Consider the following 21043-nt stretch of genomic DNA (forward strand, 5'->3'; position numbering starts at 1 on the left):
GTCACCGATGCCGCCGCCGTAATACCGGCGCACACTGGGTTCATGCATCTCATCGCTGTTCTTGTCGGGCTGGTCGCCCTGCTCGCCGCGGTGGCCAACGGCGGATACCTGGCCATGCTCAAGTCCGCGGCTGCCAAGCGGGCGGGCGGCGAACCGGTCGTGCACTACGTGCAGGAGCGGATGCCCAAGGTGGGCGTCACCGTCGTGCTGGCCGTGCTCGCGCTGCTGATGACCGCGGGCGGGTTCATCTTCGACGTGCTGGCCGTCGTGGTGGCCGTCGGCGCTGGGCTGACCGCGACCAAGGAGCTGCGGGCCACTCACGAGCGGTATGGCAAGGCCAGCTGATCTTGATACCGGGCGGGTGAGGTACACCCGTCCGGGTATCACTCCCGGTAGTTAGAGGGACCCGGAGCGCAACCACATCCTGGGCCACCTACTCTGGGTGAGATGGCTCACGAACCTGGCAACGACGACAGCGGGATCAGCCGCGTGCTGGTAGTCGCTGCTCACCCGGACGACGTCGACTTCGGCGCCGCCGGAACGGTGGCCGCCTGGACCAAGGCGGGCATCGAGGTCGCCTACTGCCTGTGCACCTCCGGTGAGGCCACCGGCGACCTGGACACCCCCCGCGCGAAGATCGCCGAACTGCGCGAGCAGGAACAGCGCGCGGCCGCGGAGATCGTCGGCGTGACCACCCTGTACCTCCTGCGCCACCCCGACGGACGCCTGGTGCCCGGCCTCGCGCTGCGCCGCGACATCACCAGGATCATCCGCACCTTCCGGCCGGACCGGGTGCTGACCTGGTCGCCGGAGATCAACTGGGACCACATCGTCACCTCGCACCCCGACCACCGCGCCGCGGGCGAGGCCGCGCTGGCCGCGGTCTACCCGGACGCGCGCAACCCGCACGCCTACCCCGAGCTGCTCACCCAGGAGGGGCTGGCGCCCTGGACGGTGCGCGAGCTGTGGCTGGCCGACGGCCCGCGCGAACGACGGCGGCACGCCGTCGACATCACCGACCTGATGCCGATCAAGCTGGCCGCGCTGCGCGCGCACCAGTCACAGACCGGAGGAATGGCGGGGCTCGACGAGCAGCTCCGCGGCGAGTTCGCCGCCCAGGCGAAGCACGCCGGCCTGCCCGAGGGCAGGCTCGCCGAGACGTTCCAGGTGGTCAACACGGCATAGGCGGGAAACCGCCCTGCTGGGGCGAAAGAGGTCAGCGAGATGAACAGCGGACAGGGGCCCGCCGAGCGGTACCGGCCACGCCACGGCCGGCACCGCCCGGAAGCCAACGCGCTGTCCTGGACGCCGGAGGTGTCGCGGCCGGAGCCGCCGCCACTGGCGGACCCGGTGGCCGACACCGCGCCGCCCGGTCTGCGCAAGTTCGACCTCGGCATGGTCCCGGCCTCGGTCACCCCGCCGCGCACCTGGAAGCGGGCGGCCTGGTTCGCCGGGCTGTCCTCGGCCACCGTGCTGCTCGTGCTGGTCGCCGCGGCGGCCGCGCTGGTCAGCCCGGACGGCGAGGACCACCTGGAGTCGCTGCCCGGCTACCCCAGTGACATGGTGCTGCCGGAGGGCAGCAAGTCCCCCACCGTGAAGCCCAGCGCCAGCAGCGGTGGCCGCAGCAGCAGCGCGGGCCGCCCGCCCACCGCGGGGCCGAAGACCTCGCGCACCACCGGCACGCCCGCCGGCCCGTCCCGGCTCACCGGCGGCAGCGGTGGTCAGACCAAGCCGGCCAGCAGCACCTCGCTGCCGCCGGTGACCACGGTGACCAACGACCGGGCGGTGCCGCTGGTGCCGGTGGACAAGCTGGCCGGGCAGACCATGGCCTTCTTCTCCGCGCTGCCGGAGGACCCGCAGCGGGCCTTCGAGGCGCTCACCGGGCCCGCGATCAAGGACAACGGGTTCCCCGCGTTCCAGCAGCGCTTCGACAACCTGCAGCGGGTCGAGGTGAAGGCCATCCAGGTCGATCCGGGCCGGGGCGTGACCACCTCGGTGGTCGAGGTGCAGGCCAAGGACGGGTCGCTGAGCACCCAGCAGCGGGAGCTCGTCTTCACCGTTTCCGAGGTGCCGCTGGTCAACGGCGAACGGCTGGTGTCCACCGCCGAACGGTGAGGTCCGGGCCCCGCCGGACCAAATCCGAAGGGTGACCGTTCATCCGTTCGACTGGCTTTTTCCGACCGTTTATCGACTCGAACGGGTGAAACGTGGCCAGTCGCTGGCACCTGCTGCCGATGTGACGGTACGAGTCCTGACGACCACAGAACGTACGGAGGCCACCACCGTGGAGCGTTCGACGACTGGTCGTCGGCACCACCGTGCCGGATCAGTCACCGTGGCGGACCTGATCAGGCAGCAGCCCTGCCCGGTACGGATCCCGCCGCGCGAAGTAGTCGAGACCGAGGAGTTCGTCGACGAGCTGCTCGGCGAGGAGACGACCGTGACGGTCGCCCCGCCGCAGCCGCTGGAGCGCACCCGGCGCTCGACCCGGCTGATCGGGATGCTGATCGGCGCGGTCGTGCTGACCGGCGCGGTCACCGCGGCCTCGGCGATCACCTCGAACATCTGGACCACCCCGCAGGCCGAGCGGGCCCCGGTGCAGCGCGCCACCGAGCTCACCGGCGCGATGGTGCTGCGGCCCGACCTGCTCACCGCCGAGCTGGTCAGCCCGCGCACCTCCCAGCAGGGCCAGGCCGCCTCGGCCAGCCCGGTGCCGCCCGCGGCCCGGGTCAACCCGCCGGTCAGCGAGCAGGCGCAGCCACTGGCCGTGCGGCCGGGCAAGCCGGTGGTGACCACCCAGCCGGGCGGCCAGCGGAGCGCGACCACCCAGCCGCCCGCACAGGGCCTGAACACCCCGGTCGGCGTGGTCCGCGAGTTCTACCAGCGGCTCGGCCAGAAGCAGCCGGAGACCGCGGCCGGGCTGCTCACCCCGAACCTGCTCGGCGACCTGGCCGCCTTCATCCGGTCCTGGAGCGAGTTGCGCCAGCTGGACCTCAAGGAGGTCGAGGTCCGGTCGGACGGTTCGGTGCTCGCGGTGGTCCGGTTGCAGCAGGCCGACGGCAGCTGGCTGACCGTCGAGCAACTGCTCCGGCTGGCCAACGCGGTGCCCATGCGGATCACCGGGGCAGAGCTGCTTTCAGCCCAGCGTGGCTAGGCCATTAGGCCGAAGATTGCCCACAAGTTCACCCGAATTGGTGGCACACAACACCTCAAGTCCGGTATCTCAACCCCGTTGAGAAGCTCCCCGGCCGGAAGGTGATCGCGGTGCGCAAGGGCAGTTCGCGGGATGCGGAATCCCAGATCCTGGTGACCGACCTGCTGCGCAGGGAGGGCCAGACGCCCACGGCGGAGCGTCGCCCGAAGACCGCGCTGCGGGTGCTGGGCGCGGCCGCCGGTGTGGCGGTGCTGTGCGGCACCGTCGGCCTGGGCATCGCCTACATGAGCTTCGAGGACGGCCCCAAGACGCCTGCCGCGGCGCAGCAGAACTTCTCCGGCATCGTCGGTGGCAAGGCGCTGTCGCCGAACGCGATCAACGCGCAGACCGGTCAGGAGACCGGCGCCGAGCAGCCCGGCGGCGGGGACCAGCCCGGCGGCCAGGGCGGCAACGGGACCCAGGGCGGCAACGGCGGCCAGGGCGGACAGGGTCGCGGCGGCAACGGTGGCGGTCAGGGCGGCGACGGGAACACCGGCAACGGCGGTGGCGGCGGCGAGCAGCCGGGCACCGGCGGTGGCGGCACTGGCGGTGGCGGCACCGGTGGTGGCGGCGCCAACCCGCAGCCGACCGGCGGCCAGACCAGCCAGCCCGGCACCACGACCAGCAACGCGGCCAAGCCGACCTCCAGCGCGCCCAGGCCCACCTCGGCCGCGCCGACCAGCAGCAAGAGCGGCGGCCTGCTCGACCCGATCCTGGACCCGATCCTCGGCCTGCTGACCAAGGCCCCCTCCCAGCCCGAGCAGGCCTACGCGATGCTCGCGCCGGAGATGCGCACCGGCGGGGTGGAGGAGTTCAAGGCGGACTGGGCCGGGGTCGAGTCGGCCACCGTCGCCGAGTCCCGCCCGGACGGCGCGGACGCCGCCGTGGTCACCGTGGACTACCGCTGGAAGGACGGCCGCACCCTGCGGGTCGAGCAGCGGATGACCGTGGACAAGGTGCAGCGGAAAATCACCAACGCCAAGGTTCTGTCCAGCAAAGGCCGCTGACCAGCACCGATGGCATCACCTCGGTAAGCGGGCACACCCCAGTTGACCAGCCGCAAGTCAACCCGTCCGGGTGATACCCCTAACCTAGGAGGCGTGACCGACACCGGGACCCGGGCTACGGAGGAGCGTTGAGCGACGAAGGCCGCCTGGTCTCCGGGCGCTACCGACTCACCAGGCGGATCGGCGCCGGTGCGATGGGCGTGGTCTGGCAGGCCAAGGACGAACGTCTCCAGCGGGTCGTGGCGGTCAAGCAACTGCTGCTCCAGCCCAACCTGGAGCACTCCGAGGCCGAGGAGGCCAAGCAGCGGGCGATGCGCGAGGGCCGGATCGCGGCCCGGTTGCAGCACCCCAACGCGATCGGCGTGTTCGACGTGGCCGAGGACGACGGCGCGCCCTGGCTGGTGATGGAGTACCTGCCCTCGCGCAGCCTGGCCGCCGTGGTCAACGACGAGGGCCCGCTGCCGCCGCGCGAGGTGGCCAGGATCGGCGCGCAGGTCGCGCTGGCCCTCGGCGCCGCGCACCAGGCCGGGATCGTGCACCGGGACGTCAAGCCCGGCAACATCCTGATCGGCGACGACGGCACGGTGAAGATCACCGACTTCGGCATCTCCCGGGCGAAGGGCGACGTCACGGTCACCCGCACCGGAATGCTCGCCGGCACCCCCGCCTACCTGGCGCCGGAGGTGGCCAAGGGCTACGAGCCGGGCGCGCCCTCGGACGTGTTCTCCCTCGGCTCCACGCTGTACGCGGTGGTGGAGGGCGAGCCGCCGTTCGGGCTCAACGAGAACACCCTCGCGCTGCTGCACGCGGTGGCCGCCGGGGTGGTCCGCCCGCCGCAGATGGCCGGTCCGCTCACCCCGGTGCTGATGCACCTGCTCCGGCCGCAGCCCAACGACCGCCCCACGATGACGCAGGCGAGCGAGGCCCTCTCCGCGGTGGCCGCGGGGCGGCAGAGCGCGCTCAGCACGCCTCCCGGCGGCTGGGCCACCGTGGTCACGCCGACCACCCAGCTGCCCAACGGGCCGTCCGCGCCGACCCAGTCGATGCCGCCAGCGCTCCAGTCGCCCCGGCTGCACCAGGGCTCCGGCCCGCACCACCAGCCGAAGCAGCCGATGACCAGGCTGGACGCCCGCCCGCTCTCCGACGCGCCGATGACCAGGGTCGGCCCGCCGACCCCGCCGCCGCGCCCGCACCCGGCCACCAACACCGGTGGCAGGCCGATGGCCGCGCCGAAGAGCGCGCCCCCGCCGCCGGAGCGGTCCAAGCGCACCACGATCCTGCTGGCCGCCGCGGCCGTGGTGGTCGCGGCGCTGATCGGCGTGCTGATCGCGGACTGGGTCTCCAGCAACTCCTCGGGCAACGCCAACCCGAACACCGGGGTGCCCCAGCCGGCGCCGACCACCGCCTCCAGCGTGAAGAAGCCGCCGCCGACGAAGAAGACCACCACCGAGCCGACCTCCAGCAGCAGCACCACCAGCACCAGCCCGACCACCACCTCGGCCACGCCGACGCTGACGCCGGAGGACATGGTCCAGGAGGCCAAGCGCTACTACGCGCTGCTGCCGGGCCAGCCCGAACAGGCCTACCAGCGGCTGGGCCAGCCGATGCAGCAGAAGACGCCGTTCGCCTCGTACAAGAAGTTCTGGGAGGGCTTCAAGGACGTGGAGGTCGGCGAGGTCGCCGCGCAGGGCAAGGACAAGGTGCGGATCAAGCTGACCTACGTCAAGAAGAAGGAGGGTGAGGAGGACCAGTCCGAGGTCCGGCTGCTCACCCTCTCCCCCAACCCCGACACCGGCGCGCCGCAGATCAGCGGGGACGCCAGGGTCGGCGGCGCGAACTAGCGCGCGGCCACCGCCGCGGCCGACTGGAGCGCGGCGAGCAGGGCGCGCAGCACCGGCCGGTCCGCGTCCGCCTCGCGCACCGCGGCGAAGATCCGCCGCGCCGGCTCGGGGTTGCGCACCTTGCGCACCACCACTCCCGGGTGCACCGCGCCGAGGCCCAGCTTGGGCACCAGGGTCAGGCCGAGACCGGCCGCGGCGAAGCCCTGGGCGGTGGGGAAGTCGTCGGACTCGACCACGAAGCAGGGGCTGAAACCGGCGCTGGCGCAGGCCTCCAGCACCGCCTTCCGGCAGGGTCCGCTGGTGGTCATGCTGTCCACCAGCGGCTCGCCGCCCAGGTCGGCGAGGTCGATGACCCGTTTCGCGGTGAGCCGGTGGCCCTTGGGCAGCACCAGCCGGTAGGGGTCGTCGAACAGGTGGGTGAGCCGGATGTCCGGCAGCGGCGGCTCGTCGTCGAAGACCACCACCACGGCCAGGTCGGCCCGGCCGGCCAGCACCTCCTCCAGCGGGCTCTCCGGGTCCTTGAGGGTCAGGTCCAGCCGGACCGTGGGGTGCGCGCGGCGGAAGGTGGCCACCGCGGGCGGCACCAGCGCGGCGCCGGCGGTGGCGAAGAAGCTGACGCCGAGGCGGCCGGTGCGGCCCTCGCGCAGGTCGGCCAGTGAGCGCTCGGCCTCGGCCAGCTGGGCGGTGATCACCCCGGCGTGCTCGGCGAGCAGCCTGCCCGCCTCGGTGGGGCGCACGCCGCGGCCGGACTTCTCCAGCAGCGGCAGCCCGGCCTCGCGTTCCAGCGCGGTGATCTGCTGACTGATCGCCGAGGGTGTGTAGCCCAGGTTGGTGGCCGCGGCGGTGACCGAGCCGCTGGTCACCACGGCCCGGAGGACACGCATGCGGCGCACGTCGAGCATGCCGCTGACTGTACAGATTCGCTAAAGGGTCGTGTAGAAGTATTCACTTGTGCTCACAGGTTGCGGAGCGCACCGTTGTTGACGTGACATCTAAGGGCAATCTGGTGCGGTTGGGCCTGCTGGCCCTGTTCTGGGGCTCCAGCTTCCTCTGGATCAAGTTCGCGCTGACCGGGTTCTCCCCGGTGCAGATCGTGCTGGTCCGGGTGGGACTGGGGGCGCTGGTGCTGCTCGCGGTGGTGCGGGTGCAGCGGCTGCGGCTGCCGAGCGGCGGCCGCCTGTGGGGCCACCTGACCGTGGCCGCCTTCTTCAGCAACGTGCTGCCGTTCACCCTGTTCGGCATCGGCGAGCTGACCGTGGACTCGGGCATGGCCGGCGTGCTCAACGCCACCGTGCCGCTGTGGACCCTGCTGCTCGGCCTGGTGGTCGGGCAGGAGCGGAAACTGGGCACGGTGCGCGCGATCGGGCTGACCCTCGGCTTCGCCGGCACGCTGGTGATCTTCGCGCCGTGGCAGGGCGCGGCCTCGGAGCTGGGCGGGGCGCTGGCGATCACCGGCGCGGCGGTCAGCTACGGCGTCGGCGCGCTGTACATGAGCCGGTTCCTGGCCGGCGCCGGGCTCGCGCCGGTGGTGGTCTCGGCCGGGCAGATGCTCGCCGCGACCGGCCTGATCACGCTGGCGGTGCCCTTCGCCGGGCTGCAGCCGGTGCACCTGACACTGACCTCGGTGGCCGCGGTGACCGTGCTCGGCATCTTCGGCACCGGGATCGCGTTCATCTTCTTCTACCGGCTCATCGCGGACGAGGGCGCGACCAGCGCCACCACGGTGACCTACCTGATGCCGCTGGTGTCGGTGCTGCTCGGCGCGCTGGTGCTGAACGAGGAGATCGGCGTGCGGGTGGTGCTCGGCATGGTCATCGTGCTGGCAGGGGTCGTGCTGACCAGGCACCAGCCCAAGACGGCCGCCGCCGCACCGGAACCACTGCCGGTGCGCGCGGCGGCCTCAGCCGGGGAGTAGCTAGACCAGCCTGCGGTCGGAAGCCCAGCGGGACAGCTCGTAGCGGTTGGACAGCTGGGTCTTCCGCAGCACGCTGGAGACGTGCGTCTCCACGGTCTTGATCGAGATGAACAGCTCGGAGGCGATCTCCTTGTAGGCGTAGCCGCGGGCCAGCAGGCGCAGCACGTCCCGCTCGCGCGGGGTGAGCAGGTCCAGCTCGGGGTCGCGGATCGGGGCCGCGCCCGGCCGGTCGGCGAAGGCGTCCAGCACGAAGCCGGCCAGCCGCGGCGAGAACACCGCGTCGCCCTCGCGGACCCGGCAGACCGCGTCCACCAGCTCGTGGCCGGAGATGGTCTTGGTGACGTAGCCCCGCGCGCCGTTGCGGATCACCGCGATGACGTCCTCGGCCGCGTCGGAGACGCTCAGCGCCAGGAACACCACGTCCGGGAATGCCTTGCGGGCGCGGCGCAGCACCTCGTTGCCGCCGCCGTCGGGCATGTGCACGTCCAGCAGCACCACGTCCGGGCGGAAGTGCCCGATGCCGGCCACCGCCTCGCCGACCGAGCCCGCCTCACCGACCACCTCGACCTCGGCGTGCGCCTCCAGCTCGGCGCGCACGCCGGCGCGGAAGAGCGCGTGGTCGTCGACCAGGAAGACCCTGACCGGGCCGCGTGGCTCCGCGGGTGTCTCGGCGTTCTCGACCTCTTCGCTCACGTCCGTGCCTCCTTGCTCGCCCTGGGCATCTCGAGCTGGATCTCGGTGCCCTCGCCGGGCGCGGTGCGCACCCGCACCTTGCCCCCATTGCGCTCCATCCTGCCGTGGATCGAGTCGGCGAGCCCGTGCCGGTCCGCTGGAACCTGTTCCGGGTCGAATCCGGCGCCCCGGTCCCGCACGAAGACGTAGACCACCTCGGGCTCGACCTCGGCGTACACGCTGACCTCGCCGACCCCGGCGTGCTTGGCCGCGTTGACCGCGGCCTCGCGGGCGGCCTGCACCAGCGCGGCCATCCGGTCGTCCAGCGGGCAGTCCCCGACCACGACCTGCTGCACCCGGATGGCGAAGGTGTCCTCGACCTGCCCGCAGGCGATGCCCACCGCGTCGGCCAGGCTCTCCCCGGACACGCCGTGCGCCGGCTCCTCGGTCTCCGCGGCGGCCGCGCCGCGGCCGTAGCCGGCCGGGCCGTACAGCCAGCTGCGCAGCTGGCGCTCCTGGCCGCGGGCCAGGCGGCTGACCTCGCGCGGGTTGTCCGCCTGCTTGAGGATCAGGGCCAGGGTCTGCAGCACGGAGTCGTGCAGGTGCGCGGCGATCTCGGCCCGCTCCTCGGTGCGGATGCGCGCGCGGCGCTCCTCGTTGAGGTCGCGGACCAGGCGCAGCCACCAGGGCACGGTGAGCACGCCGACGCCGAGCAGGGTGACCACCACGGCCATCACGGCCAGCTGGGCCTGGTTCAGGTCCACGCTGCTGACCAGGTAGAACACCACGCCGGCGGTGGCCACCAGGATGCCGGCCACCACCCGGAGCATGGCCATCCGGCCGCCGCGGCCGAGCATCCCGGACTTGGCCGAGTCCCGCCAGCGGCGGCGCTGCGCCTCGTCGGCCTCCCGCCAGACCAGGGCCGCGCCGGCCAGCGCCACGCCCAGCGGGCCGACCACCCAGCCGCTGATCGCGCCGCTCCACATGCTCAGCGCGAGCGCCATGGCCACGCCGATGGCGAGCACGCCGATGGCCTGCTGCCGCTGCACCGGGTTCTCGGTCTGCGGTTCGGCCCCGGTGCGCTGCGGCACCAGCAGCCAGAGCAGGCCGTAGGCGAGCACGCCCGCACCGGCGAAGGCGACCAGCACGGTGAAGGCGACCCGCACCCACAGCACGTTCACCTTGAGGTGCTCGGCCAGCCCGCCGGCCACCCCGGCCAGGATTCGGCCGCTGCGGCGGCGGTACATGCGCAGGGGCAGCGCCACGGTGGCCGCCTCGCCCGCGGTCGCGGGGGGCTGGCCGGTGCCGCCGCGCTCGGTGCTGCCGATCGTAGCCTGGGAGTTCACCATGGCATGGTCACACGTGGATGCGCCGACCCGCATCGGGGCGCAACCCGGAGACCCCGCCTCGGGGTGGGGTCGGGGGGCATCCCTGATGTGGGCGGGTGCGGGTGTGGCCCAAGCTGGTCACCGTGAGCGGGACGGACGGAAACATGCGCGTCGAGGAGACGCTGCGCGACCTGTGGTCGTCGCGGCCACGGCGGCCCAGGGAAGATCGCAAGATCGCCGGGGTGGCCGCCGCGATCGGCAACCGCTACGCGATCGATCCGGTCGTGATCCGGGTCGCGCTCGTGGTGACGGCGGTCTACGGCGGCATCGGAATGATCATCTACCTGCTGGGCTGGCTGATCCTGCCCGGCCCCGACGACCGGGTGTCGCCGCTGGAGGCGCTGCTCGGCAGGGGCCACAGCGCCACGCCCAAGCCGCTGACCCTGTTGCTGATCTTCGGCATGCTGCCCGCCTTCGGCTGGGCGGCCACCACGTTCATCGGCGGCATCTTCGCCATGGTGCTGATCGTGGCGCTGGCGTTCTTCCTGCACCGCAGCCGGGGCAACAGCCCGGTCGCGCCACCCTCCTTCCCGATGCCGGAGACCACCATGACGCCCGGTACCCCGGTGACCCCGGTGCCGCCGGACCAGCCGACGATGGACCTGCGGACCCCGCAGCCGCCGCCTGCCCCCGAGCAGCACACGGCCGACCTGGGCATCCGCCCTGAGCAGGTGACCAGCCAGGTCGAGCCGCCTGCCGCGACCGGCACCACCCAGGTCGTCGGCGCTGAGGTCCCCGAGCCCAGCGCCGAGACCACCAGCGCGCACGCGGCGGAGGCCCCAGTGGCCCCGGTGTCCCAGCCGCTGCCCACGCCGAGCTTCCCGCCGGTGACCTACCCCGCCACCGGCACCCCGCCGCAGTGGGACCCGCTGGGCGCCGCGCCCTTCGCCTGGGACCTGCCGGAACCGCGCCACACCGCCGAGGTGGAGCCCGAGCCGGAACCCAAGCGCAAGACCAGGGTCACCGGGGTGACGCTGGCGCTGGCCTTCATCGTGGGCAGCGTGACCGGCATCCTGGCCGGACTGGTGCCCTGGTTCACCGCCCCGCACGTGCTGGGCATGGTGGTCGCGGTGCTGGCCATCGGCACCCTGGTCGGGGCCTTCCGCGGCGGCGGCAGGCTGCTGGTGGTGCTGGGCTTCCCGGTGGCGATCGTGGCGATCGGGCTGACCGCCTCGCAGTACTGGACGCACACCTTCGGCAACGAGCACCACCGGATCACCTCGGTGGCGAACCTGCAGCCGAGCTACCGGATCGGCGCCGGGTCCATCGAGCTGGACCTGACCCAGCTGGACCTGACCAAGCCGGACCCGGCCAAGCCGGACCGCTCGGCAGGCACCAACATCGTGGTCGGCACCGGGACGATCCAGGTGCTGGTGTCCAAGGACGTGGACGTCGACCTGTACTGCCGCGCGCAGGTGGGCACCGTGCAGTGCCTGGACAACCAGCGCAACGGCGGCGGCGAGGTCAAGTTGGACGACAACGGGGCGGACGGCCCCGGAGGCGGCAAGCTGCGCCTGCGCGCGGAAGTGCAGGGGCCGGGAACTGTGGAGGTGCACCGTGTCGGCTGAGCAGCAGACCGAGCGCAAGCCGAAGGCAAGCCTGTTCATGGTGTTGTTCGGGGTGTGCGGGCTGGGCGTGGCCGCCTTCGCACTCACCGACGGGGTCATCTGGCAGGTGGTGGACGTGCGCTGGGCAATCGCGGCGATCGCCCTGTTCATCGGCCTGGTCCTGCTCGGCAACTCCCTGCGCCCGCGCCGGTAGGTGACCGGCCGGAAATCAAATCGATACTGAATTCACGTTTGCCCCGTTTGCGTCGCCCCGGTGGTTTCTCGACACCGGGGCGGCGCATTCGGCTTTTGTGATCCTTATCTGTATTAATAGCGGGGTGAAGACGCCGCCAGCCCTCGCGCACGGACTCGGCCGCCCGACCCTGGAGGACGTGGCCGCGGTGGCGGGCGTGTCCCGCGCGACCGTGTCCCGGGTGATCAACGACTCGCCCCGGGTCAGCCCGGAGGCGCGCGAGGCTGTGCACACCGCGGTCCGCCAGCTGGGTTACGTGCCGAACAAGGCGGCCAGGACGCTGGTCACCCGGCGCACCGAGGCGATCGCGCTGGTGCTCTCCGAGGCGGAGAACAAGGTCTTCGACGACCCGCACTTCGCCACCGTGGTCCGCACCGCCACCGAGGAACTGTCCACAATGGACACTCAGATGGTGCTGATGCTGACCCAGGACGAGACCACGCACGCCAGGGTGCTGCGCTTCCTGGGCGCCGGGCACGTGGACGGCGCGCTGCTGCTGGCCCCGCACAAGCGGGACCCGCTGCCGGAGGCGGTGGCGAACCTGCCCATCCCGGTGGTCTTCGGCGGCAAGCTGTGGATGCCGGAGGACGGCCTGCACCTGGTGGACAACGACAACGTGGGCGGCGCGCGGATGGCCACCGAGCACCTGCTCGGCCTCGGCCGCCGCACGGTGGCCACCATCACCGGCCCCACGGATGAGAAGGCCGCGCTGGACCGGCTGACCGGCTGGCAACAGGCGATGGGCGTGAGCCAGGAGCGGGCCGACCGGCTGACCGCCTGCGGCGAGTTCACCCGGCAGGGCGGCGAGCAGGCCATGCGGGAGCTGCTCGAACGGCTGCCCGAGCTGGACGCGGTGTTCGCGGCGAACGACCTGATGGCCGACGGCGCGCTGCGGGCGCTGCGCGCGGCGGGCAAGCGGGTGCCCGAGGACATCGCGGTGATCGGCTTCGACGACCAGCCCGCGGTGGCCCCGCTGTCCGACCCGCCGCTGACCACCATCCGGCAGCACCCGGCCGAGCAGATGCGCCGGATGGTGCGGACGCTGCTCCGGCTGGTCGCGGGCGAGGAGGTCGAGCCCGGCCGGGAGGTCCTCCCGACCGAGCTGATCCGCCGCGCCTCGGCCTAGCTCACTCCCACTCGATGGTGCCCGGGGGCTTGCTGGTGACGTCCAGGACGACCCGGTTGACGTCGTTGACCTCGTTGGTGATCCGGGTGGAGATGCGCTCCAGCACGTCGTAGGGCAGCCGGGTCCAGTCCGCGGTCATCGCGTCCTCGCTGGAGACCGGGCGCAGCACCACCGGGTGGCCGTAGGTGCGGCCGTCGCCCTGCACGCCGACCGAGCGGACGTCGGCCAGCAGCACCACCGGGCACTGCCAGATGGTGCGGTCCAGGCCGGCCGCGGTCAGCTCCTCGCGGGCGATGGCGTCGGCCGAGCGCAGGATGGCCAGCCGGTCCGCGGTGACCTCGCCGATGATCCGGATGCCCAGGCCGGGGCCGGGGAAGGGCTGGCGGTGCACGATGGTCTCGGGCAGGCCCAGTTCCAGGCCGACCCGGCGGACCTCGTCCTTGAACAGTGCGCGCAGCGGCTCGACCAACTTGAACTGGAGGTCCTCCGGCAGGCCGCCGACGTTGTGGTGGCTCTTGATGTTGGCCGCGCCGGTGCCGCCGCCGGACTCCACCACGTCCGGGTACAGGGTGCCCTGGACCAGGAAGTCGTAGTGCTCGCCCTGCGCGCCCGCCTCGGCCTGCAGGTCACTGGCGGCCTGCTCGAAGACCCGGATGAACTCGCGGCCGATGATCTTGCGCTTCTCCTCCGGGTCGGTGACCCCGGCCAGCGCGGTGAGGAACCGCTCCTGGGCGTCCACGGTGACCAGGCGGACGCCGGTGGCGGCCACGTAGTCCCGCTCGACCTGGGCCCGCTCGCCCGCGCGCAGCAGGCCGTGGTCGACGAACACGCAGGTCAGCCGGTCGCCGATGGCCCGGTTCACCAGGGCAGCGGCCACCGCGGAGTCCACCCCGCCGGAGAGGCCGCAGATGGCCTTGCCCGTGCCGACCTGGGCGCGGATCAGCTCGACCTGCTCGTCCACGATGGAGGAGGTGGTCCACTGCGGGCGGACCCCGGCGATGTCGTGCAGGAAGCGGCGCAGCACCTCCTGGCCGTGCGGGGAGTGCAGCACCTCGGGGTGGTACTGGACCCCGGCGAAACGGCGGTCCACGTTCTCGAAGGCGGCCACTGGCGCGCCGGAGCTGGTGGCGGTGACGGTGAAGCCCTCGGGGGCCTTGGTCACGCAGTCGCCGTGGCTCATCCACACCGGGTGGTGGCCGGGCAGGTCCTCGTGCAGCACCCCGCCGTCCTGCGTGATGGCCAGCTCGGTGCGGCCGTACTCCCTGGTGCCGGTGTGCTCGGTGGCCCCGCCCAGCGCGACCGCCATGGCCTGGAAGCCGTAGCAGATGCCGAACACCGGGACGCCCGCCTCGAACAGCTCCGGGTCGACCTGCGGCGCGCCGTCCTCGTACACGCTGGACGGGCCGCCGGAGAGCACGATCGCGGCCGGGTCGCGCTTGAGCAGCTCCTCGACCGGTTCGGTGGAGGGCACGACCTCGGAGTACACCTGGGTCTCGCGGACGCGGCGGGCGATCAGCTGGGCGTACTGGGCGCCGAAGTCGACGACGAGCACGGGGCGGTCGGTGTTACTGGCCACCGTGGCGAACCTCCAGGTCAGGACCGGGAACGAGAACCCGATTCTCCCAGCCGCGCGGCCACGGGAACGCCCGGGGGTGGCCGGGGACCCGGTGCGACGCCGGGATCACCCTGTGCTGATGCCGGGGTCAGGCTTACGGTGATTGCCATGACCGACCTGGAGCCCCCGAAGCCCCGACCGTCCTTCATCGCCGGATCGCCCGAGCCGGGCGTCGGCGAGCTGGTCGTGCGCCACCCCTTCGACGGCAGCGAGGTCGCCACCGTCGGGGTGCCAGGACCGGAGCAGGTCGAGCGCGCCGTGGCCGCGGCCGCCGCGGTGTTCACCGAGTTCCGCTCCTCCCCCGCGCACCTGCGGGCGAACGCGCTGGCGCACGTGTCCAAGCGGCTGGCCGAGCGGACCGAGGAGATCGCCGAGATCATCACCGCCGAGAACGGCAAGCCGCTGAAGTGGGCGGTCGGCGAGGTCGGCCGCGCGGTGCACACCTTCCGGCTGGCCGCGGAGGAGGCGCGCCGGTTCACCGGCGAGCTGACCAGGCTGGACACCGACCCGGCCGCCGAGGGCAGGGTGGCGATGATCAAGCGCGTCCCGCGTGGCCCGGTGCTGGGCATCTCGCCGTTCAACTTCCCGCTGAACCTGGTGGCGCACAAGGTGGCTCCGGCGCTGGCGGTGGGCGCGCCGATCATCATCAAGCCCGCGCCGCGCACCCCGCTGACCGCGCTGATCCTGGGCGAGATCCTGGCCGAGACCGACCTGCCCAAGGGCGCGTTCTCGGTGCTGCCGGTGGGCAACGAGGAGACCGCGGCGCTGGTGCGGGACGAGCGGTTGCCGGTGGTCAGCTTCACCGGATCGGGGCCGGTGGGCTTCTCGATCATGGACTCGGCGCCGCGCAAGCACGTGGTGCTGGAGCTGGGCGGCAACGCGGCCGCGGTGGTCTGCGGCGACTGGAGCTCCGAGGCCGACCTGGACTTCGCGGCCAAGCGGATCGCGCTGTTCAGCAACTACCAGGCCGGGCAGTCCTGCATCGCGGTGCAGCGGGTGCTGGTGGACCGCGCGGTGTACGAGGACTTCCTGCCCAGGCTGCTCAGCGCGGTGGGCGCGCTGCGCACCGGCAGCCCGCACGACCCGGAGGTGGAGGTCGGGCCGCTGGTCGACGAGGCCGCCGCCGAGCGGGTGGAGCAGTGGATCTCCGAGGCCACCGGGGCCGGGGCGAAGGTGCTGGCCGGGGGCACCAGGGAGGGCGCCACGGTGGCACCGACCGTGCTCACCGAGGTGCCCAAGGACGCCAAGGTGTGGTGCGAGGAGGTCTTCGGGCCGGTGCTCGCCGTCGCCGCGGTGGACGGCGTGGACGAGGCATTCGCCGAGGTCAACGACTCCGCCTTCGGCTTGCAGGCCGGGGTGTTCACCCACGACATCCAGACCGCGTTCCGGGCAGGCACCGAGCTGGAGGTGGGTGGGGTGATCATCGGCGATGTGCCGTCCTACCGCGCGGACCAGCTGCCCTACGGCGGGGTCAAGGGCTCCGGCGTCGGGCGCGAGGGCGTGCGCACCACGATGAACGACTTCACCGAGGAGCGGGTGGTGGTGCTGACCGGCGTCAGCTGGTGAGCCCCTGGGCGAAGCGGAACACCCCGTCCGGGTCGTAGCGGGTAGCCACCGCGCGCAGCCGGTCCAGGTTCGGGCCGTAGTACGCCTTCGCCCAGTCCTGCTGCGCCGCGTCCAGGTAGTTCACGTAGCTGCCCTTGCCGACCAGGCCGGTCAGCGCGTCCCGCACCTCGGTGACCGCGGCGAGCTGCCTGGCGTGCTCGGCGCGTTCGGCCGGGGCGTAGATCTGCACGCTGGCCAGTGCCTTGCGGTGCGGGAAGGCGGTGTCGGCCACGCCGATCTCGCCGACCGCGCCGCCGAGGCCGTCGAAGAGCAGGTCCATCTTGCGGCCCTGGACCTGGCCGACCACCCGGTCCAGGTTGGTGATCTTGTGCTCCACGATCCGGGAGGCGGCGGCGAAGCCCTCGCGCTTGCCGCCGCCGTGGCCGGCGAAGTGCCGCATCGCGTCCAGGTAGCCCTTGGGCTGCGCCATCCGCTGGGTCGGCTTCGCGTTCGCGGCGCTGACCAGCTGGTCCAGCAGCGGGTTCAGCCCGCCCGCGCCGCCGACGTAGCACCCGGCGACCATGGCGGCCGGTGGCGTGCCGCCGAGCAGGTGGCAGATCGACCACAGCTCCGGCGGGGCCGAGCCGATCCAGTCCTGCCAGGCGCCGAGCACCGAGGCCGCGGACCCGGCCGGGAAGCGCAGCGAGAACACGGTCAGGCCGGGCGCGGGCACGGTGCCGAACTCGAACTGGGTGACCAGCGCGAAGTTGCCGCCGCCACCGCCGCGCAGGGCCCAGAACAGCTCCTGCTCGGAGTCGGCCGAGGCGGTGCGCAGCGAGCCGTCGGCCAGCACCACCTGGGCGGAGCGCAGGTGGTCGCAGGTGAGGCCGAACTTGCGGGCCAGCACGCCGATCCCGCCGCCAAGGGCGAGTCCGGCGATGCCCACCGAGGGGCAGGACCCGGCGGGCAGCGCGCGGCCGGCGCGGGCCAGTCCGGCATAGACGTCGGCGAGCTTGGCGCCCGCGCCGATCACCGCGGTGCCGTCGGCCTGCACCCGCACCTCGCGCATCGGGGACACGTCGACCACCAGGCCGCCTGCCGGGGCGCTGAAGCCCGCGTAGCTGTGCCCGCCGCTGCGCGCGGCCACCGGGATCTTGGACCTGCGCGCCACCTCAAGGCATTCCTGCACCTGCTCCGGGATCTCGCAGCGGGCCAGCGCGGCCGGGGGCGGCAGTTGGAGCGCGGAGTTGAACGGGGACCAGGCGGCGGTGAAGTCCTTGTCTGGCGGCAGCAGCACCGGGACCTTGGCGCGCAGCGCGGCCCAGTCCGGCGGCGGGGGCGGGCCGGTGGTGCCCGGCGGGGTGGTGGTGGCGCTGGTGCCGCTGGGCGGCGCCTCCGCGCCAGCGCCGCACGCGCCGGTGGCCAGTGCCGCGGCGCCGGCCCCGGCCAGCCGCAGGAATCCTCGTCGATCCATCGCCTCACCTCCTGTGCCCGTACAGGAGACGCCTCATCGCCTGGCTTCGTTGGCTGTAACGCCGGTCACCACCCGGTCGCGCGACGCAGCGCGCTGACCAGTCCCGCGCCCAGGTCCCCAGCGCGCAGCACCGCGGCCAGGTGGCCGTCCGGGCGGACCAGCGCGGCCGAGCCGGGCGGCATCCGCAGCGCCTCGGCCAGCGCGCCGCCGTCGGCGGCCTCCTCCAGCGGCTGCACGTGCACCGGCGGGCCCTTGGGCAGGCGCGGCCGGGAGGCCACGGTGAGCAGGTGGAACTCCGGGCCGAAGTGCGGGCGCAGCCTGCCGTGCCCGGCCAGCGACGTGTCCGGGCACAGCACGCCGGGCAGCGGCGGCCGGGGCACGCCGGGGTCGCGCGGGAAGGCGGCGATCTCGGTGGGCTGGGCGGGCGTGGTCAGCGGGGAGTCCAGGTAGTAGAAGGGCTCGGCCAGCTTGCCGGAGTCGATCTTGGCGCGGGCCGCGGGTTCGCGCACGCTGCGCTCCAGCACGTCCCGGCGGTAGGCCTGCTCGGCTCCGGTGCGCGGCACCAGGAAGCGCATGGTCTCGCCGGTGACGCGCAGGTTCTCCCTGGCCGCGGCCCGGCGTTCGGCGTCGTAGGAGTGCAGCAGCAGCGGGCCGCCCCAGCCTGCCCGGTCGAAGGCGATCTTCCAGGCCGCGTTCTCCGCGTCCGCGATGCCGGAGTTGAGGCCGCGCGCGCCGAACGGGCTCATCACGTGCGCGGCGTCCCCGGCCAGCAGCACCCGGCCGATCCGCATCGCGGGCACGCAGCGCTGGTGGAAGCGGTAGACCGAGGCCCACTCCAGCTCGTAGTCGGCCTCGCCGACCACCGAGCGGACCAGGGTGTCCAGGCCGCCGTTGCTCCTGGCCTCGGTCAGGTCGAAGTCGTCGGACACCTGCCAGTCGATCCGCCAGCGGCCCTGCGGCTGCGGGTGCACCAGCACCTGGCGGCCGGGGTTGGCCGGCGGGTCGAAGTAGAAGCGGCGCTCGGCGGCGTGGCCCAGTGGGGCGCGGATGTCCGCGATGAGGAACTTGTCCCGGAAGCTGTAGCCCTGGAACGGCAGGTCCAGCAGCTGGCGGACCAGCGAGCGCGGGCCGTCGGCGGCCAGGCAGTGGCTGCCCCGGAAGGTCCGCTCGCCCTCGGGGGTGCTCACCACCACCTCGACGCCCTCGCGGTCCTGGCTCAGCCCGACCACCTTGTGGCCCAGGTGCACGGTGACCAGCGGCTCGGCCGCGACCCGCTCGTCCAGCAGCCGTTCCAGGTCGGTCTGCGGCAGGTTCACGAACGGCGGGAAGCCCTGCCGGTGCGGCAGCCGGACGGTGAGCACCTCGTGCTCGCGGTAGTAGGTGCGCCCGGTGTGCCAGGTGACCCCGGCCGCGGCCACCCGCTCGCCGAGCCCGACCCGCTCCAGGACGTCCAGCACGTCGCCCTGCACGCAGATGGACCGGCTGCCGATGGTGGCCCGTTCCGCCGCCGCCTCCAGCACCACGCTGGGCACCCCGGCCCTGGCCAGCAGCAGCGCGCCCATCAGTCCGACCGGGCCGCCGCCGACCACGAGCACACACTCCGCACTCATGCCCGCTCCCCAACGTCCTCTATCGGCTGATCCATCCCCACACTGTGCCAGCGGTCACACTCGCGGGGAACATTCCGTGATGGATCAGCTACCTGCCGTACCCCATCGGCCGAGATCGTCACCGGTCCGCCCACTGAGCGTGATCTCAGTGGGCGGCTGCGGATCAGCTCACGATGGGCAGGCGGAGCGCGCCGGGAGCGGCGGCGGGCACGGCCGGGCTGACCGGGGGGACGGGGCTCAGGCGCTGGTAAGGAGCACCCTGGGCGGGCCGGGGGTCGGCCTCGCCCTTGTTCGGCCACAGCGAGAGCGCGCGCTCGGCCTGGGCGGTGATGGTCAGCGAGGGGTTCACGCCCAGGTTCGCCGAGATGGCCGAGCCGTCCACGATGGACAACCCGGGGTAGCCGTGCACCCGGTGGTAGGGGTCGATCACACCGTGCTCGGCGTCCAGGCCGATCGGGCAGCCGCCGAGGAAGTGCGCGGTCATCGGGATGTTGAACATCTCGCTGATCGCGCCGCCGGGGATGCCGTCGATCTTGTCAGCGGCAAGTTCGGCGGCCTTGACCCCGGCCGGGATGGAGTTCGGGTTGGGCGCGCCGTGGCCCTGCTTGGAGCTGAGCTTGCGGCCGCCCAGCCAGCCGCGCTTGGTGAAGGTGGTGATCGAGTTGTTCAGGCTCTGCATCACCAGCAGGATCACCGTGCGCTCGCTCCACCTGCGCACCGAGAGGTTCCGCAGGGTGAGCAGCGGGTGCCGCAGCATGGTGGCCACCGCGGGCGCCTGGAGCAGGCCCATCGCGTTGCTGCCCTTGCCGTAGCGGACCGGCTCGATGTGGGTGTCCTCGTCGGGGTGGAACGAGGAGGTGATGGCCACGCCCTTGGTGAAGTCCCGGTTCGGGTCCACCTTGGACGCCTTCGCGCCCAGGATGGCCTCGGAGTTGGTGCGGGTGAGCTGGCCCAGCCTCGGCGAGAGCGCGGGCAGCGAACCGTTGTCCCGCAGCTTGTGCAGCAGGTTCTGGGTGCCCCAGGTGCCTGCCGCGAGCACCACCTGGCCGGCGGTGAAGGTGCGGCGGCCCTTGCGCAGCCAGGAGCCGGTGCGCTCGGTGGCCACCACCCAGCCGCCGTCGGCACGCCGGCGCAGGCCGGTGACCGTGGTCAGCGGGAAGACCTCCGCGCCCTTGCGCTCGGCCAGGTAGAGGTAGTTCTTCATCAGCGTGTTCTTCGCGCCCACCCGGCAGCCGGTCATGCAGGAGCCGCACTCGGTGCAGCCGGTGCGCTCCGGCCCGGCGCCGCCGAAGTACGGGTCCGCGGCGCGCTCGCCGGGCCGGTCGAAGAACACGCCGACCGGGGTGGTGTGGAAGGTCCCGGCCACGCCCATGTCCTCGGCCACGTCCTTGATCACCTCGTCCGAGGGCGTGGTGCTCGGGTTGGGCACCACGCCGAGCATCCGGGTGGCCTGCTCGTAGTAGGGCGCGAGCTCGGCCTCCCAGTCGGTGATGTGCGCCCACTGCTGGTCCCGGTAGAACGGCTTGAGCGGCCGGTACAGCGTGTTCGCGTAGTTCAGCGACCCGCCGCCGACCCCGGCCCCGGCCAGGATGAGCACGTTGCGCAGCAGGTGGATCCGCTGCACGCCGAAGCAGCCGAACTTCGGCGCCCAGAGGAACCGGCGCAGGTCCCAGGAGGTCTTGGCGAACTCCTCGTCGGCGAAGCGGCGCCCGGCCTCCAGCACCGCCACCCGGTAGCCCTTCTCCACCAGCCGCAGCGCGGCCACGCTGCCACCGAAGCCGGAACCGATCACCAGGACGTCGTAGTCGTTGTTACTGGCGAGTTGGGTCATGTACCCAAAGTAGAGAGCGCCCGTCC

Annotated in this window: 18 protein-coding genes; 11 read left to right on the forward strand and 7 right to left on the reverse strand. The window is 72.8% G+C overall.

All coding sequences use genetic code 11. From position 1 onward, the window contains the following. The first annotated feature begins 42 nt into the window (after positions 1-42). The 6 genes from N8J89_RS37880 to N8J89_RS37905 all read left to right on the forward strand — a co-directional run bounded on the left by N8J89_RS37880 (position 43) and on the right by N8J89_RS37905 (position 6041). Entirely contained in the window at positions 43-345 is a 303-nt protein-coding gene (locus tag N8J89_RS37880; protein ID WP_283661725.1) for a hypothetical protein, read from the forward strand. 102 nt (positions 346-447) lie between these two features. Further along, positions 448-1185 carry a PIG-L deacetylase family protein gene (locus tag N8J89_RS37885; RefSeq protein WP_283661726.1) on the forward strand — a complete coding sequence of 246 codons (738 nt, stop codon included), beginning with the start codon at positions 448-450 and terminating at the stop codon, positions 1183-1185. A 39-nt stretch (positions 1186-1224) separates the two neighbouring features. Beyond that, positions 1225-2115 carry a hypothetical protein gene (locus N8J89_RS37890; RefSeq protein ID WP_283661727.1) on the forward strand — a complete coding sequence of 297 codons (891 nt, stop codon included), beginning with the start codon at positions 1225-1227 and terminating at the stop codon, positions 2113-2115. Between the two features lie 220 nt (positions 2116-2335). After that, on the forward strand, positions 2336-3154 hold the full coding sequence (locus N8J89_RS37895; protein WP_283661728.1) for a hypothetical protein: 819 nt from the start codon (positions 2336-2338) through the stop codon (positions 3152-3154). Positions 3155-3264: 110 nt separating this feature from the next. After that, a complete protein-coding gene (locus N8J89_RS37900; RefSeq protein ID WP_283661729.1) occupies positions 3265-4200 on the forward strand; it encodes a hypothetical protein in 936 nt (311 codons plus the stop codon). Positions 4201-4328: 128 nt separating this feature from the next. Next, positions 4329-6041 carry a serine/threonine-protein kinase gene (locus N8J89_RS37905; RefSeq protein ID WP_283661730.1) on the forward strand — a complete coding sequence of 571 codons (1713 nt, stop codon included), beginning with the start codon at positions 4329-4331 and terminating at the stop codon, positions 6039-6041. Here the strand turns inward: N8J89_RS37905 and N8J89_RS37910 are convergent. After that, complete coding sequence (locus tag N8J89_RS37910; RefSeq protein ID WP_252480646.1) at positions 6038-6943, reverse strand: LysR family transcriptional regulator; 906 nt, start codon at positions 6941-6943, stop codon at positions 6038-6040. The genes N8J89_RS37905 and N8J89_RS37910 overlap by 4 nt on opposite strands. Before the next feature lie 83 nt (positions 6944-7026). Here N8J89_RS37910 and N8J89_RS37915 point away from each other — a divergent pair, with 83 nt between their 5' ends. Then, positions 7027-7956, forward strand: coding sequence for a DMT family transporter (locus tag N8J89_RS37915; RefSeq protein ID WP_283661731.1), 930 nt, complete (start codon positions 7027-7029; stop codon positions 7954-7956). On the opposite strand, the gene N8J89_RS37920 is transcribed toward N8J89_RS37915, so the two are convergent. Continuing rightward, positions 7957-8649 (reverse strand): response regulator, encoded by a 693-nt coding sequence (locus N8J89_RS37920; RefSeq protein ID WP_252480644.1) that lies wholly within the window; start codon positions 8647-8649, stop codon positions 7957-7959. It abuts the gene before it with no gap. Further along, positions 8646-9977, reverse strand: coding sequence for an ATP-binding protein (locus N8J89_RS37925; RefSeq protein ID WP_502868381.1), 1332 nt, complete (start codon positions 9975-9977; stop codon positions 8646-8648). Before N8J89_RS37925 ends, N8J89_RS37920 begins: the two co-directional genes overlap by 4 nt. A 143-nt stretch (positions 9978-10120) precedes the next feature. Between N8J89_RS37925 and N8J89_RS37930 the strand changes: the two genes are divergently transcribed. From N8J89_RS37930 to N8J89_RS37940, 3 genes are all read left to right on the forward strand, one after another. Next, positions 10121-11584 carry a PspC domain-containing protein gene (locus N8J89_RS37930; RefSeq protein WP_283661732.1) on the forward strand — a complete coding sequence of 488 codons (1464 nt, stop codon included), beginning with the start codon at positions 10121-10123 and terminating at the stop codon, positions 11582-11584. Continuing rightward, on the forward strand, positions 11574-11777 hold the full coding sequence (locus tag N8J89_RS37935) for a hypothetical protein (RefSeq protein WP_252480642.1): 204 nt from the start codon (positions 11574-11576) through the stop codon (positions 11775-11777). The genes N8J89_RS37930 and N8J89_RS37935 overlap by 11 nt, the downstream gene beginning before the upstream one ends. 124 nt (positions 11778-11901) lie before the next feature. Next, positions 11902-12942, forward strand: coding sequence for a LacI family DNA-binding transcriptional regulator (locus N8J89_RS37940; protein ID WP_283661733.1), 1041 nt, complete (start codon positions 11902-11904; stop codon positions 12940-12942). A 1-nt stretch (position 12943) separates the two neighbouring features. On the opposite strand, the gene guaA is transcribed toward N8J89_RS37940, so the two are convergent. After that, on the reverse strand, positions 12944-14518 hold the full coding sequence (gene guaA, locus N8J89_RS37945) for a glutamine-hydrolyzing GMP synthase (RefSeq protein ID WP_283661734.1): 1575 nt from the start codon (positions 14516-14518) through the stop codon (positions 12944-12946). Positions 14519-14665: 147 nt separating this feature from the next. On the opposite strand from guaA, the gene N8J89_RS37950 reads away from it, so the two are divergent. Next, on the forward strand, positions 14666-16123 hold the full coding sequence (locus N8J89_RS37950; RefSeq protein ID WP_283661735.1) for an aldehyde dehydrogenase family protein: 1458 nt from the start codon (positions 14666-14668) through the stop codon (positions 16121-16123). Here N8J89_RS37950 and N8J89_RS37955 read toward each other — a convergent pair. From N8J89_RS37955 to N8J89_RS37965, 3 genes are all read right to left on the reverse strand, one after another. Next, on the reverse strand, positions 16113-17576 hold the full coding sequence (locus tag N8J89_RS37955) for an FAD-binding oxidoreductase (RefSeq protein ID WP_283661736.1): 1464 nt from the start codon (positions 17574-17576) through the stop codon (positions 16113-16115). The two genes, N8J89_RS37950 and N8J89_RS37955, sit on opposite strands and share 11 nt — an antisense overlap. A gap of 65 nt (positions 17577-17641) precedes the next feature. Then, entirely contained in the window at positions 17642-19186 is a 1545-nt protein-coding gene (locus tag N8J89_RS37960) for an FAD-dependent monooxygenase (protein WP_283661737.1), read from the reverse strand. 163 nt (positions 19187-19349) lie between these two features. Then, positions 19350-21017 (reverse strand): FAD-dependent oxidoreductase, encoded by a 1668-nt coding sequence (locus N8J89_RS37965; RefSeq protein WP_283661738.1) that lies wholly within the window; start codon positions 21015-21017, stop codon positions 19350-19352. Between the last annotated feature and the right edge of the window lie 26 nt (positions 21018-21043).

Origin of the sequence: Crossiella sp. CA-258035 (genome assembly GCF_030064675.1) — a bacterium.
Lineage (GTDB): Bacteria > Actinomycetota > Actinomycetes > Mycobacteriales > Pseudonocardiaceae > Crossiella.